This is a genomic window from Kineococcus gypseus, from assembly GCF_050871305.1.
GTDB lineage: Bacteria > Actinomycetota > Actinomycetes > Actinomycetales > Kineococcaceae > Kineococcus > Kineococcus gypseus.
Genome location: NZ_JBJLRD010000079.1, coordinates 1 through 13,600, shown reverse-complemented (window position 1 = coordinate 13,600; position 13,600 = coordinate 1). Strand labels below are relative to the sequence as shown.

The window sequence follows — 13,600 nt, the reverse complement described above, 5'->3', positions numbered from 1 at the left end:
CCCCCCCCCCCCCCCCCCCCCCCCCCCCCCCCCCCCCCCCCCCCCCCCCCCCCCCCCCCCCCCCCCCCCCCCCCCCCCCCCCCCCCCCCCCCCCCCCCCCCCCCCCCCCCCCCCCCCCCGCCGTCGTGGACCTCCAGCACCCGGCGGCCACCCCCGGCCGCCTCCACCCCCGGGACCGCCCGCCGGGCGCCGGGTTCAGGCCCCCAGGCGGCTGATCGTGAAGGCGACGAGGAAGCCCAGCGTGGCGATCAGGCCGGTGTAGACCTGGGTGCGCTCGAACGCCTCGGGGATCATCGTGTCGGCGATCATGGTGAGGATGGCGCCGGCGGCCAGCGCCGTGATGGCGGCGACGACCTGCGGGGAGGCACCGCCCAGGGCGGCGTAGCCCACGGCGGCCGCCAGCGCGCTGACCAGCGCGATGCCGACCCAGACGCCGAAGACGTACCCGGCGCTGCGCCCGGCGCGCTTCATGCCCGCAACGCTCGAGAGGCCCTCGGGCACGTTGGAGATGAACACCGCCGCGACCACCGCCGTGCTCACCCCGCCGCCGCCGAGCAGGCCCACGCCGAGCACCACCGACTCCGGCACGCCGTCGAGCAGGGCACCGACCGCGATGGCCGCGCCGCTGCCGCCCTGCTCGGACTCCGAGGGCTGCTGGGCGCCGGAGCGCTTGCGGTGCCGGGCGCCGTGCCGGGCCAGCACCGCGTTGGCCGCCACGTACAGCAGCGCCCCGGCCAGGAAGCTGACCGCCGTCACCGCCAGGCCGCCGGTCTCGGCGGCCTCCAGCGCCAGGTCGAAGGCCAGCGCGGAGATGAGCACGCCCGCGCCGAACGCCATCACCGCGGCGACCACCTTCGAGGGCACCGTCACGAACCAGGCGACCGCCGCCCCCACCACCAGCGCGGCGCCGCCCAGCAGCCCCCACGCCCCCGCTTCCAGCCAGCCCGGCACCCCGGCTCCCCTCGTCGACCCTCGGGAGGGGCACCTACCCGCGCGGTGCGGGGCGAAACCCGCTCAGCTCCAGGTGAGGGCGCGGGCGGGGTCCTCCAGGACGGCGGCGACGTCGGCCAGGGCGCGCGAGCCGCTCTCCCCGTCGAGCATGCGGTGGTCGAACGACAGGCTCAGGGTGGCCAGGTAGCGCGGCTTCACCTTCCCCTTGTGCACCCACGGCTTCTGGGCGATCCGGCCGACGGCCAGGATGGCGGCCTCGCCCGGGTTGAGGATCGGGGTGCCCGCCTCGATGCCGAAGGTGCCCACGTTCGTGACGGTGATGGTGCCCTCGGCCAGGTCGCGCGGCTGCGCCCGGCCGGCGCGCGCGGTGGCGGCCAGCCCGTTCAGGGCGACGGCCAACTCCTTGAGGGTCATCTCGTCGGCGTCCTTGACGTTCGGCACCAGCAGCCCGCGCGGGGTGGCCACGGCGATGCCCAGGTTCACGTAGTTCTTCACCACGATGACCTGGTTCTCCTCGTCCCAGGTGGCGTTGATGTCCGGGTTGCGGCGCACCGCCACCAGCAGCGCCTTGGCCACCAGCAGCAGCGGCGAGACGCGCACGTCGGCGAACTCCGGGTCGGTCTTCAGCCGCTGCACCAGCTTCATCGTGCGGGTGGCGTCGACGGTGGTGAACACGGTGACGTGCGGGGCGGAGAACGCGCTCTCGACCATCGCCGCGGCCGTGGCCTTGCGCACCCCGCGGATCGGCACGTGCCGCTCGCGCTCGCGGCGGTCCACGCGCCGCCCCGGCTCCTCGGGCGCGCTGGGCACCAGGGCCAGCACGTCGGCGCGGGTGACGGTGCCGCCGGGGCCGGTGGGCACCGCGGCGGCGAGGTCGACGCCGAGGTCGCGCGCGAGCTTGCGCACCGGGGGCTTGGCGAGCACGTGGCCGGCGCGCGCGGCGGGCTGCGGGGCGGGCTCGGCGGCGGGCTGGGCGGTGGGCTGGGCGGCGGGCCGCGCGGCGCCGCGGCGGCGCGGGGCGGCCTCGCGGGTGCCGTAGCCGACGAGCGTCGCCCCGGACCCCTCCTCCGGCGCCTCCCGCTCCACCGCTGCGGCGGGCGGCGCCGCGGCGGTGCCGGCGGCCGGGGCGCCGTCGCCGACGACGACGATGTCCGTGCCGACCTCGACGGTGCTGCCCTCCTCGGCGAGCAGCTCGAGCACGGTGCCGGCGTAGGGGCTGGGCAGCTCCACGAGCGACTTCGCGGTCTCGATCTCCACGAGGACGTCGTTGACGGCGACGCTGTCGCCGGCGCGCACCTTCCACGAGACGATCTCGGCCTCGGTGAGGCCCTCGCCCACGTCGGGCAGGGCGAACCGCTGGTGCACAGGTCCCCTTCGGGTCGGTCTCGGGTTCGGTCTGGGCGGGCGCGCCTCAGGCGGCGAGCGCCTGCTCCACGGCGTCCAGCACGCGGTCCACGCTGGGCAGGTAGTGCTCCTCCACGCGCGCCGCCGGGTACGGCAGGTGGTAGCCGCCCACCCGCTTCACCGGCGCCTCCAGGGAGTAGAAGCAGCGCTCGGTGACCTGCGCGGCGATCTCGGCGCCCGCGCCGTGGAAGACCGGCGCCTCCTGCACGACGACCAGGCGGCCGGTGCGCCGCACCGACTCCACGACGGTGTCCACGTCCAGCGGGGAGATCGAGCGCAGGTCCACCACCTCCAGCTGCGTGCCGTCCTCGGCGGCCGCGGCGGCGGCGTCCAGCGCCAAGCGCACCGTGGGCCCGTACGCCACGAGGGTGGCGTCGGTGCCCGGGCGCAGCACCCGCGCGCGGTGCAGCGGGGTGACCTCGCCGGGGGCCAGGGCGGTGTCGACGTCGCCCTTCTCCCAGTAGCGGCGCTCCGGCTCCATGAACAGCACCGGGTCGGCCGAGGCGATGGCCTGCTGCACCGTCCAGTACGCGTCGTGCGCGGTGGAGGGGTAGACCACCCGCAGCCCGGCGGTGTGCGCGAAGAGCACCTCCGGGCTCTCGGAGTGGTGCTCGACCGAGCCGATGCCGCCGCCGGCGGGCATCCGGATGACCACCGGCACCGACAGCCGCCCGCGCGAGCGCGCCCGCAGCTTCGCCAGCTGGGTGACGATCTGGCTGAAGGCGGGGTAGACGAACCCGTTGAACTGGATCTCGCACACCGGCCGGTAGCCGCGCAGCGCCATGCCCAGCGCGGTGCCGACGATGCCCGCCTCGGCCAGCGGGGTGTCCAGCACGCGGTCCTCGCCGAAGTCCTTCTGCAGCCCGTCGGTGACGCGGAAGACGCCGCCGAGGCGGCCGATGTCCTCGCCCATCAGCAGCACGCGCGGGTCGCGCTCCATCGCGGCCCGCAGGCCCGCGTTGATCGCCTTCGCGATCGGCATGCGCTCCATCAGCGGTCCCCCCCGGCGGTCGGTGCGGTCGACGCGTGCTGCCTCTGCTGCTCGTGCTGCCCCGGCTGCTCGTCCTGCTCGTGGCGGGCCCAGGCGGCGAGGAACTCGTCGCGCTCGGCCAGCACCTGCGGGTGCGGCTCGGCGTAGGCGTGCTCGAACATCGACGCCGGGTGCGGGTCGGGCATCTCGCGCACCCCGGCGCGCAGCCGCGCGGCGAACTCGTCGGACTCGGCCGCCAGCCGCTGCTCGGCGGCGTCGTCGAGCACGCCCGTGGCGCGCAGGTGGGCGCGGAAGCGGTCGATCGGGTCGCGCTCGCGCCAGGCGTCGACCTCGGCGGCGTCGCGGTAGCGGCCCGGGTCGTCCGCGGTGGTGTGCGCGCCCATGCGGTACGTGTAGGCCTCCACGAAGGTGGGCCCGCCGCCGCTGCGGGCGCGCTCGGCGGCCGCGCGCACCACGGCCAGCACGGCCAGCACGTCGTTGCCGTCCACCCGCACGCCCGGCACGCCGGCGCCCTCGGCGCGCCGGTGCAGCGGCACCGTCGACTGCCGCTCGACCGGCTCGGAGATCGCCCACTGGTTGTTCTGGCACAGGAAGACGACCGGGGCGTGGTAGACCGCGGCCCAGTTCAGCGCCTCGGCGGCCTCGCCCTGGCTGGTGGCGCCGTCGCCGAAGCACGCCACCACGGCCGTGTCGCGCTCGGGGTCGCCGCTGCCGACGGCGCCGTCGCGCTGCACGCCCATGGCGTAGCCGACGGCGGGCAGCATCTGCGCGGCGATGACCAGCGTGTACGGGTGCACGCCGTGGGCCACCGGGTCCCAGCCGCCGTGGTCGACGCCGCGGAACAGGCTCAGCACGTGCAGCGGGTCCACCCCGCGCGCCAGGAGGAAGCCGTGGTCGCGGTAGCTGGGGAAGACGTGGTCCTGCCGGCGCAGGGCCCGCGCGGCGCCGACCTGCGCGGCCTCCTGCCCGCGGCTGCCCGCCCACAGCCCCAGCTCGCCCTGGCGCTGCAGCGCCTCGGCCTCGGCGTCCAGCCGGCGCAGCAGCACCAGGTCGCGCATCAGGCCCAGCGCCTCGCCGGGCTCGAGGGAGACGTCGTAATCAAGGTGCTCGCGGCGCTCGCCGGAGGCGTCCAGCAGCTGCACCATCGGCTCGCCGCGGGCCGGGCCCGGCTCGAGCGCTGCGTCGGTCACGTGCTGCCCCTCCGGCCGCCCCGGTGCTCCACCGGCGCCCGCCTGAACCTACGGTCGCGTACCTTACGGCCCCGTACCTTACGCGAGCGCAGGTGCCGGCACGAGCGAGGACACGGCCGGGCGGGTGGTGCGCGCCTCAGCGCAGGCGGGCGGCCACGTCCAGCAGGCGGGAGTTGGCCGCCGTCTCGCCGACGCTCACGCGCACGCCGTCGGCGCCGTAGCCGCGCACCGACAGGCCCTCCGCGCCGAAGGCGCCCACGAGGGCGGCGGTGCGCTCGCCCACGGGCAGCCACACGAAGTTGCCCTGCGCGTCCGGCACGTCCCAGCCCTGCGCGCGCAGGCCGTCCAGGACGCGGTGGCGCTCGGCGACCAGGGCGGCCACCCGCTCCATCAGCTCCGCCTCGGCCGCGTGCTGCAGGGACGCCACCACCGCCGCCTGGGCGATGCCGGTCACCCCGAAGGGCGTGGCCGCGCGCCGCAGCGCCGAGGCGACCTGCGGGTGGGCGGCCGCCACGCCCACGCGCAGCCCGGCCAGCCCGTACGCCTTGGAGAAGGTGCGCAGGACCACCACGTTGGGGTGCGCGCGCAGCACCTCGATCCCGTCGGGCACCTCGGGGTCGTCGACGAACTCCCGGTACGCCTCGTCGAGCACCACGAGCACGTCGCCGGGCACCTGCGCGAGGAAGGCCTCCAGCTCGCCGGCGCGCACCGCCGGGCCGGTGGGGTTGTTCGGCGAGCACAGCACCACCAGCCGGGTGCGCTCGGTGATCGCCGCGAGCATCGCCGGCAGGTCGTGGCGCGCCCCGGCCGCCAGCGGCACCTGCACCGCGACGGCGTCGCCGACGGCGGCGGCGATGGGGTACGCCTCGAAGGAGCGCCAGGCGAAGACGACCTCGTCGCCCGGGTCGCAGGTGACCTCCACCAGCTGCGCCAGCAGCCGCACGCTGCCGGTGGCCGCGGCCAGCTGCTCGCGCCGCACGCCCCAGCGCGAGGCGACGGCCTCGAGCATCGCCCCCGCCGAGGGGTCGGGGTAGCGGTTGACCTGCGCGGCCGCGCGCGCGATGGCGGTCAGCACGCTGGGCAGCGGCGGGAAGGGGTTCTCGTTGGAGGAGAGCTTGAACACCTCCAGCCCCTCGCGCACGGCGGGGGGCCGCCCCGCCACGTACTCGGGCACCCGGGCCAGGTTGGCCCGCAGCCGCGGGAGGAGCTGAGCGGGGCTGGAGGTCGGCACCGCGCCAGCTTAGGACCGCCCCCACCGGCACGGTCCGGGCTCGCCGCTCCTCGCACCCGCCCACGCACCGCCCCGTGCACGTCCCCGCGCACCGCCCCGCGCACGTCTCCGGGCCGACCCCGCAGCACCACGGGCGCCGGGCGCGGCGACGAAGTACGGTCGGCTCGCGACGGCGCGCCGGGCCCCTCGGGACCCGACGCGCACGCGCCGGGCGCGGGCGCACGCGCCGCGCACCACCACGACCCGCCTCGAGAAGCTGGACGGTCCCCGTGCCCGACACCACCGCGCCGACCCCCCGCCTCGTCGCCCCCGAGGACGACCCCGGCGCCCTGCGCTCGACCTTCGCGCTCTTCCCCTCCGGCGTGGCGGCGATCTCCGCGGTCGTCGAGGGCGAGCCGGTGGTGCTCGTGGCCTCCTCCTTCCAGGTCGGCATCTCGCAGGACCCCCCGCTGGTGCTCTTCGCCGTGCAGCACACCTCCACGAGCTGGCCGCGGCTGCGCACCGCGCCGCTGCTGGGGGTCTCCGTGCTCGGCGAGGCCCACGACAGCGCGGCCCGCCAGCTCGCCTCGCGCGCCGCCGACCGCTTCGCGGGCATCGAGACCACGACCACCGCCGGCGGCGCGCACCTCGTGCACGGCGCACCGGTGTGGCTGGAGTGCAGCGTGCACTCCGAGGTGCCCGCCGGCGACCACGACGTCGTGCTGCTGCGCGTGCACACCATGGGCTCGGTGCCCGACACCGAGCCGCTGGTCTGGCACGCCTCCTCCTTCCGCGCCCTGAGCCCGCGCACCGCGCCCTGAGCCGGCGCCCGCGAGCCGGCGCCCGGCGCGCACCGCGGGCCGGGCGGTGCACGCACGGCCCCTCACGCCCGCTCGCCGCGGTAGTCGAGGACCTCCACGCGCGCGCCGGGCGCGTCGAGGAAGGCGGCGGCCGAGCGGCGGTGCTCCACCAGCGCCGGGTCGTCGCTGGCGTCCACCAGCGCGGCGGTGGCCAGGTAGGAGCGCCAGCCGTGCGCCAGCAGCGGGTCGCGCGCCACCTCCGCGGCCAGCAGGGGGTCGGCGGACAGGTCGCGGCGCACGACGGTGCGCGCGGCGGACCCGCGCGCCGCGCTGCCGTCCAGGGCGGGCACGAGGTCCCCGGTGTGCTCCAGCGAGAGCACCCGCACGTGCCCGGCCACGGGCAGGCCGTCCACCGGTGCGCCGGCCGTGACGAGGTGGGTGACGCGGTAGCGGGCGGTGAACCCCTCGTCGGCGGCCAGGGCCGCGGCCGTCAGCCCGCCCTGGCTGTGCCCGGCCAGCATCACGGGCTCGTGCGCCCCCACCCCGGCGCGGCGCATCGCCTCGGCGACGAGCGCCGCGGTGGCGGTGGGCTCGCCCGCCACCGCGCGTAGGTTCGTCGTCAGGTCCATGGGGGTGCCGCCCGCCCGCGGCAGCGGCGTCCAGTCCTGCGTGCCGGGGACCTGCACGATCCAGGCGACCGAGCCGTCGGCGGCGGTGACCCGCTCCAGGCGCACCGTGCCCGGCGCCGGCCGCCCCGCCGGGGGCATGCGCCCGCCCACCGAGCCGGCCGGGCCGTGCGGGGCGAAGCCGGTGGACTGGTGCGCGACGCCGTCGAGGACCTCCGCCACCCCGCGCGGCGGGCGGGTCGGCACCGCGCGCGGTGCGACGGGCACCACCCGCACCGGCGTCTCGCGGAAGAGCGGGCCCACGGTCCCCAGGGCGCTGAGGGCCCCGGCGACCTCCCGGGGGCCGGCGCCCGGGCGCAGCGCCTGCGGCGCCAGGACGAGCAGCCCGCCGGTCAGCACCGGCGAGCGCCGCGCGGCGGCCCGCAGCACCGACGGGGCGGTGGCGGCCGCCTCCTGCACCAGCCACGGGTGGCGCGCCAGCAGCAGCCCGGCACCGCGCACGTCGGCGGCCACCCGCTCGCGGGCGGCGGTGGCCTCGCGCACCGCGACGGCGCGCAGCTGCCGGGCGTCGAGCTCACCGGTGGCCGCCACCTGCGCCACCGCCCGGCGCAGCACCTCGTCGCCGGCCTGCGCGCCGCGGTGGGCCACGTCCGCCGCCAGCAGCCCGGCGGCCGCGGCACCCAGCGCCGGCGCGGCCTGCACGAGCACCTCCGCGGCGGCGCGCCGGGCGGCGGCCACCGCGGCGGTCGCCACCTGCTCACCGGCGCGGTAGCGCAGGGACGCGGTGCGCAGCTGCCCGGCCAGCAGCAGCAGGTGCGCCGCCAGCGGCGCGGCCGCCCCCGGCCCCAGCACGAGCGCGCCCAGGGCCCGCTCGGCCGGCACCCCGGTGCCCGGGGACAGCGGCACGCTCAGCAGCAGCGCCGGGTCCAGGGCCAGCGCGGCCAGGCGCGCACCGGTGGCGGCGACCTCCCCGGCCGAGCGCGCCAGCGCGTCGGCGGCGGCGTCCAGCTCGTCCGGGTCCACGGCCAGGGCGCCGGTGTCGACGACCAGCGCGCCCGCACCGGCGCCACCGGCACCACCGGCACCGCTCACGCGGCACCCGCCGCGGCCCGGGCCGCCACGACGGCAGCGGCCGCAGCGGCGGCGGTCGCGACGGCGGCGCGGTGGGCGGCCAGGCGGGCGGCGGCCTCCTCGCACCCGCCGGCCACCGCCGCGGCGGTGTCGACCAGCTCACCGAGCCGAGCGCGGAACGCCGCCGCGCCCGTCCCGCTCCAGCGCAGCGCGTCGAGGCCGGCCGCGCCCCGCCCCACCCGGCGCAGGTCCGCACCGAGGCCGGCGGCCTCGCGCGCCAGCGCCCCCAACCGCTGGTCGACCAGCTCCGGTCCCACCCGCGCTCCTCCCCGCCCGCCGCGAGCGGCGGGCTCCTCGTCCCGGCCGGGACGCTAGGCGGGACGGCGCGGGGCGCCGGGCGCGCCGACGCGCCCCTGTGGAGGGCGGCCCCGGTGCGCGCGCTGTGCGGTCCCCGGCGAGCATGGGGGCGTGGCGCGCGGTGGCGAGTTCGTGAAGCGGGCGGGGTCGGCGCCGGCGGCGGCGCTGGCGGCCGAGGCCGCGGGGCTGGCGTGGCTGGCCGAGGCGGGGGGCGCGGCGGTGTGCCGGGTGCGGCGGGTGGAGGCGGGTGCGCTGGTGCTCGACCTCGTCGAGGAGGTCCCGGCCACGCCCGCCGCGGCCGAGGCGTTCGGGCGCGACCTGGCCGCCACCCACGCCGCCGGCGCGGAGCGCTTCGGCGCCCCGCCGCCGGGCGTCGAGGGCGACGCGTGGATCGCCGGGCTGCCGCTGCCGATGAGCCGGGCGCCGGAGCCGTGGGGCGCCTTCTACGCGCTGCGCCGCCTGGAGCCGTTCCTGCGCACCGCGCGCGAGCGCGGCGCCGTGGACGCCGACGGCGCCGCGGTGGTCGAGCGGGTCTGCGCGCGCCTGGCCGACGGCGACCCCGCCCTGGTGGCCGGCGGGCAGCGCCCGGCCCGCCTGCACGGGGACCTGTGGTCCGGCAACGTCCTGTGGTCGCCGTCGGGGGTGGTGCTCGTCGACTGCGCCGCGCACGGCGGGCACCCCGAGACGGACCTGGCGATGCTGGCGCTGTTCGGGCTGCCGCACCTGGACCGGGTGCTCGAGGCGTACACCGAGGCGGCCGGCACCCCCGGCGGCTGGCGCGAGCGGGTGCCGCTGCACCAGCTGCACCCGCTGCTGGTGCACGCGGCGCTCTTCGGCGGCGGGTACGGCGCGCAGGCGGTGCGCGCGGCCGAGCGGGTGCTGGCCCTGTGAGCGCCCCGGCGCAGGTCTTCGAGCACCCCGTGCAGCTGCTGCACCTGCTCGTCTCCCCCGAGCACGCCTACTTCGGCCGGCCCCGCGACGGCGCCGCCGACGTGCCCACCCACGACCTCGACGAGGTCGAGGTCGTCGCCGGCAAGGGCCTGCGCGGTGACCGCTTCTTTGGCAAGGCCGCGCACATGGACGCCGCCGTGACGTTCCTGGCGATCGAGGCGTGGGAGGCGGTCGCCGCCGAGCTGGGGCTGCCGGCCGTGCCCGACCCGCTCCTGGCCAGGCGCAACCTCGTGGTGCGCGGCGCGGAGCTGGACCCGCTGCGCGGGCACGAGTTCGAGCTGGTCACCGCCGCCGGCGCGGTGCGCTTCCGCGGCGGCCGGCCGGCGAACCCGTGCGCGTGGATGGACCGGGTGGTCGCCCCGGGCGCCCACCGCGCGCTGCGCGGGCGCGGCGGCCTGCGCTGCACCCCGCTCGGCGACGGGCGCCTGGCCCGCGGGCCCGCGGTGCTGCGCTCCCCCGTCCCGCTGGAGCCCGCCCGCGCCGGCGAGGCCGTCCTGCGCCGCACGCCGCTGCCCTGAACGGGCACCCCCGCACCCCCGCACGCCCGCCCCCCGGGGTGCGCGACGGCCGCGCACCGCCCAGGCTGGGGCCATGGTGAAGAAGGGCGACCACGTCAGCTGGAACACCTCCCAGGGGGAGACCACGGGGAAGGTGGTCTCGAAGGAGACCGACGACTTCGAGCTGGACGGCAAGCAGCGCCGCGCCTCGAAGGACGACCCGCAGGTGGTGGTGGAGAGCGACAAGTCCGGCAAGGAGGCCGCGCACAAGGAGTCCTCGGTCGAGAAGGCCTGAGGCCCGCAGCTCGCAGGCCCGCGCGCCCGCGGCGGCACGGGCGGCGGGTGCGGCCGTGGGACCATGGGCCCCGTGACCGCAGCACCCGTGGACCCCGCACCCGCCAGCCTCGGAGAACCGGCGCTGGGCCCGCTGGACGGGCGCTACCGCCGCTCCGTGGCGCCGCTGGCCGAGCACCTGTCGGAGGCGGCGCTGAACCGCCGCCGGGTGCACGTCGAGGTCGAGTGGCTCATCCACCTGGGCACCCACGACGTGGTGCCGGGCGTGCGCCGCCTGAGCGGCGAGGAGATCGCCCTGCTGCGCGCGCTGCCGCTGCGCTTCGACGCCGCCGCGGTCGCCGAGCTCGCAGAGATCGAGCGGGTCACCGTCCACGACGTCAAGGCCGTCGAGTACTGGATCAAGCGGCGCCTGGAGGGCACGTCCCTGGCCGACGTCGCCGAGCTGGTGCACCTGTTCTGCACCAGCGAGGACGTCAACAACCTCTCCTACGCGCTCATGGTGCGCGACGCGGTGCACCTGGTGTGGCTGCCGGCGGCCACGGCGCTGACGGACGACGTCGTGCGCATGGCGCACGAGCTGCGCGACCTGCCGATGCTCAGCCGCACCCACGGCCAGCCGGCCACGCCCACCACGCTGGGCAAGGAGCTCGCCGTGCTCGCGCACCGCATGCGCCGGCAGCTGGCGCGGGTGGGGCGCGCGGAGTTCCTCGGCAAGTTCAACGGCGCCACCGGCACCTACGCCGCCCACCGCGCCGCCGTGCCGGGCACCGACTGGCCGGCGGTGTCGAAGGCGTTCGTGGAGTCCCTCGGGCTGACGTGGAACCCGCTGACCACGCAGATCGAGTCGCACGACTGGCAGGCGGAGCTGTACGCCGACGTCGCGCGCTTCGGCCGCGTGCTGCACAACCTCTGCACCGACGTGTGGACGTACATCTCCTACGGCTACTTCGCGCAGGTGCGCGGCCAGGGCACCGTGGGCTCCTCCACGATGCCGCACAAGGTCAACCCGATCCGCTTCGAGAACGCCGAGGCGAACCTGGAGGTCTCCGGCGGGCTGTTCCGCGTGCTGGAGGAGACCCTGACGACCTCGCGCCTGCAGCGCGACCTCACCGACTCCTCGATGCAGCGCAACATCGGCGTGGCGTTCGGCCACTCGCTGCTGGCGGTCGAGAACGCCCGCAAGGGCCTGGCGGGCCTGGACGCGGTGCCGCAGGCGCTGGCCGCCGACCTCGACGCCACCTGGGAGGTGCTCGGCGAGGCGGTGCAGTCGGTGATGCGCGTGCACGGGCTGCCCGAGCCGTACGAGCGCCTCAAGGAGCTCACCCGCGGGCGCAGGGTCGACCAGGCCAAGCTGCGCGAGTTCGTCGCCGGCCTGGGCCTGCCCGAGGGTGAGACCGCGCGGCTGTCGCTGCTGACGCCGGGCGACTACACCGGCGACGCCTCCGCGCTGGTGGACGTGCTCGACGAGCCGCGCCGCTGAGGTGCGCGCGGTCTTGGTCGAGCGGTTCGGGGAGCCGGCGCGCCTGGCGGACGTGCCCGACCCCGTGCACGCCCCGCACGGCGTGGTCGTCGCGGTGGAGGCCACGGGGGTGTGCCGCAGCGACTGGCACGCCTGGCAGGGCCACGACGAGGACGTGGTGCTGCCGCACGTGCCCGGCCACGAACTGGCGGGCACGGTCGTCGCGGTCGGTGCCGAGGTGCGCTCCTGGCGCCCCGGCGACCGGGTGACGACGCCCTTCGTCACCGCGTGCGGCGCCTGCCCGGAGTGCGCCGCCGGTCATCAGCAGGTGTGCAGGGCGCAGACGCAGCCCGGCTTCACCGGGTGGGGCTCCTTCGCCGAGCTCGTCGCCCTCGACCACGCCGACGTCAACCTCGTGCGCCTGCCGGGAGACCTGTCCCCCTCCGCGGCCGCGGCGCTGGGCTGCCGGGTCGCCACCGCGTTCCGCGCGGTCACCGACGTCGGCGCGGTGCGCCCCGGGGAGTTCGTGGCCGTGCACGGCTGCGGCGGTGTGGGGCTGTCGGCCGTCGCGGTGGCCGCCGCGGCCGGTGCCCGCGTGGTGGCCACGGACGTCTCGGCCCCGGCCCGCGCGCTGGCGCGCGAGTTCGGCGCCGAGCACGTCGTGGACCCGGCCACCGGCGACGTCGTGGCCGCGGTGGCGGAGCTGACCGGCGGTGGCGCCCACGTGTCGATCGACGCGGTGGGCTCGGCGGTGACGTGCGAGGCGTCGGTGCGCTGCCTGCGCCGGCGGGGCCGGCACGTGCAGGTCGGTCTGCTGCCGGCCGCGGCGGGGCGGCCCGCGGTGCCGATGGACCGGGTCATCGCCTGGGAGCTGCAGGTCCTGGGCAGCCACGGCATGGCGGCGCACGACTACCCGCGGCTGCTGTCCCTGGTGACCTCCGGGGCGTTCCCGCTGGACAGGCTCGTCGGCCGTGAGCTGCCGCTGGAGGCAGGCCCCCGGGCGCTCGCCGAGCTCGAGCACCTGGGGACCGCCGGCGTCACCGTGCTGCGGCCCTGACCGCGGACGCCGGGATGGCGCCCGTCACAGGTGCGGGCGGGTGATCAGCTCGATCCCGTGCCCGGCGGGGTCCATGACGTAGAACCCCCGGCCGCCGTGCTCGGTGTTCGTCTCCCCCGGCCGGGTGCGCTGCGGGTCGGTCCAGAACGTCGTGCCGCGCTCCCGCAGGAGCGCGAGAGCGCGGTCGAAGAGCGCGTCGTCGACGAGGAACGCGTAGTGCTGCACCTGGATGTCGACGGGCGGCTCGGCGAACTGCAGCAGGACGCCGTCGGGCAGCACCAGGTTGGTGAAGGGGCCCCAGCTCGGCGCCGGACGGGCCTCGATCAGGTCGCAGTAGAAGCGCGCCGACTCCTCGCGGTCGACGGCGGCGATGATGGTGTGGTTGAAAGCGGCAGGCACAGTGGACTCCGTCCGTGTCGAACCCCGGTGGGAACCCGGTCCGGCGGCACGGCGGACGTGCGTCGACGCCGTGGTGTCCGCGGGCGCGAGGGAGACGTGGTGTCGTCGATCCCTGCGCCGGCCGGGGGTGAGGTGACCTCCTGCGCATCCGCCCGTCCGGGGCTCGCGCGCGACGCTAGCAGCGCTCCGGGCGGCCGGGAAGGGGCGGAGCAGGCACCGGGAGAACGCGAAAGGCCCGCGCCCCGTGGCGGGGTGCGGGCCTTTCGGTGTGCTGTGCGCACGAGGGTGTGTGGCCGGCGGTGTCCTACTCTCCCACCCGGTCTCCCGGGCAGTACCATCGGCG

Annotated in this window: 14 protein-coding genes; 6 read left to right on the top strand and 8 right to left on the bottom strand. The window is 77.8% G+C overall.

Annotated features, from left to right (window positions below; translation table 11 throughout):
* Positions 1 to 195: 195 nt before the first annotated feature.
* From ACRYMN_RS19790 to hisC, 5 genes are all read right to left on the bottom strand, one after another.
* Positions 196 to 951, bottom strand: coding sequence for a ZIP family metal transporter (locus ACRYMN_RS19790; RefSeq protein ID WP_432498911.1), 756 nt, complete (start codon positions 949 to 951; stop codon positions 196 to 198).
* A gap of 63 nt (positions 952 to 1,014) precedes the next feature.
* Positions 1,015 to 2,316 carry a dihydrolipoamide acetyltransferase family protein gene (locus ACRYMN_RS19785; protein ID WP_432498909.1) on the bottom strand — a complete coding sequence of 434 codons (1,302 nt, stop codon included), beginning with the start codon at positions 2,314 to 2,316 and terminating at the stop codon, positions 1,015 to 1,017.
* Positions 2,317 to 2,362: 46 nt separating this feature from the next.
* Positions 2,363 to 3,346 carry an alpha-ketoacid dehydrogenase subunit beta gene (locus ACRYMN_RS19780; RefSeq protein WP_432498906.1) on the bottom strand — a complete coding sequence of 328 codons (984 nt, stop codon included), beginning with the start codon at positions 3,344 to 3,346 and terminating at the stop codon, positions 2,363 to 2,365.
* Complete coding sequence (pdhA, locus tag ACRYMN_RS19775) at positions 3,346 to 4,536, bottom strand: pyruvate dehydrogenase (acetyl-transferring) E1 component subunit alpha (RefSeq protein WP_432498904.1); 1,191 nt, start codon at positions 4,534 to 4,536, stop codon at positions 3,346 to 3,348. The genes ACRYMN_RS19780 and pdhA overlap by 1 nt, the downstream gene beginning before the upstream one ends.
* Before the next feature lie 136 nt (positions 4,537 to 4,672).
* The gene (hisC, locus tag ACRYMN_RS19770) at positions 4,673 to 5,767 is read right to left on the bottom strand and encodes a histidinol-phosphate transaminase (RefSeq protein WP_432498902.1); all 1,095 of its coding nucleotides are present in this window, start codon (positions 5,765 to 5,767) and stop codon (positions 4,673 to 4,675) included.
* 269 nt (positions 5,768 to 6,036) lie between these two features.
* On the opposite strand from hisC, the gene ACRYMN_RS19765 reads away from it, so the two are divergent.
* Positions 6,037 to 6,567, top strand: a complete 531-nt coding sequence (locus ACRYMN_RS19765) for a flavin reductase family protein (protein WP_432498900.1) — start codon at positions 6,037 to 6,039, stop codon at positions 6,565 to 6,567.
* Between the two features lie 62 nt (positions 6,568 to 6,629).
* Here ACRYMN_RS19765 and ACRYMN_RS19760 read toward each other — a convergent pair whose 3' ends face one another.
* Both ACRYMN_RS19760 and ACRYMN_RS19755 read right to left on the bottom strand, forming a co-directional pair.
* Positions 6,630 to 8,264 carry a hypothetical protein gene (locus ACRYMN_RS19760; protein WP_432498897.1) on the bottom strand — a complete coding sequence of 545 codons (1,635 nt, stop codon included), beginning with the start codon at positions 8,262 to 8,264 and terminating at the stop codon, positions 6,630 to 6,632.
* Positions 8,261 to 8,560, bottom strand: coding sequence for a hypothetical protein (locus tag ACRYMN_RS19755; RefSeq protein WP_432498894.1), 300 nt, complete (start codon positions 8,558 to 8,560; stop codon positions 8,261 to 8,263). Before ACRYMN_RS19755 ends, ACRYMN_RS19760 begins: the two co-directional genes overlap by 4 nt.
* A 151-nt stretch (positions 8,561 to 8,711) precedes the next feature.
* Between ACRYMN_RS19755 and ACRYMN_RS19750 the strand changes: the two genes are divergently transcribed.
* The 5 genes from ACRYMN_RS19750 to ACRYMN_RS19730 all read left to right on the top strand — a co-directional run bounded on the left by ACRYMN_RS19750 (position 8,712) and on the right by ACRYMN_RS19730 (position 12,858).
* Positions 8,712 to 9,491, top strand: coding sequence for a fructosamine kinase family protein (locus ACRYMN_RS19750; protein ID WP_432498892.1), 780 nt, complete (start codon positions 8,712 to 8,714; stop codon positions 9,489 to 9,491).
* Complete coding sequence (locus tag ACRYMN_RS19745) at positions 9,488 to 10,069, top strand: MOSC domain-containing protein (RefSeq protein ID WP_432498890.1); 582 nt, start codon at positions 9,488 to 9,490, stop codon at positions 10,067 to 10,069. Before ACRYMN_RS19750 ends, ACRYMN_RS19745 begins: the two co-directional genes overlap by 4 nt.
* 73 nt (positions 10,070 to 10,142) lie before the next feature.
* The gene (locus tag ACRYMN_RS19740) at positions 10,143 to 10,343 is read left to right on the top strand and encodes a hypervirulence associated TUDOR domain-containing protein (protein ID WP_432498888.1); all 201 of its coding nucleotides are present in this window, start codon (positions 10,143 to 10,145) and stop codon (positions 10,341 to 10,343) included.
* A gap of 63 nt (positions 10,344 to 10,406) precedes the next feature.
* The gene (purB, locus tag ACRYMN_RS19735; RefSeq protein WP_432498886.1) at positions 10,407 to 11,822 is read left to right on the top strand and encodes an adenylosuccinate lyase; all 1,416 of its coding nucleotides are present in this window, start codon (positions 10,407 to 10,409) and stop codon (positions 11,820 to 11,822) included.
* 1 nt (position 11,823) lies between these two features.
* A complete protein-coding gene (locus ACRYMN_RS19730; RefSeq protein WP_432498884.1) occupies positions 11,824 to 12,858 on the top strand; it encodes a zinc-dependent alcohol dehydrogenase family protein in 1,035 nt (344 codons plus the stop codon).
* Between the two features lie 24 nt (positions 12,859 to 12,882).
* On the opposite strand, the gene ACRYMN_RS19725 is transcribed toward ACRYMN_RS19730, so the two are convergent.
* The gene (locus ACRYMN_RS19725) at positions 12,883 to 13,257 is read right to left on the bottom strand and encodes a VOC family protein (protein WP_432498881.1); all 375 of its coding nucleotides are present in this window, start codon (positions 13,255 to 13,257) and stop codon (positions 12,883 to 12,885) included.
* Positions 13,258 to 13,600: the final 343 nt, after the last annotated feature.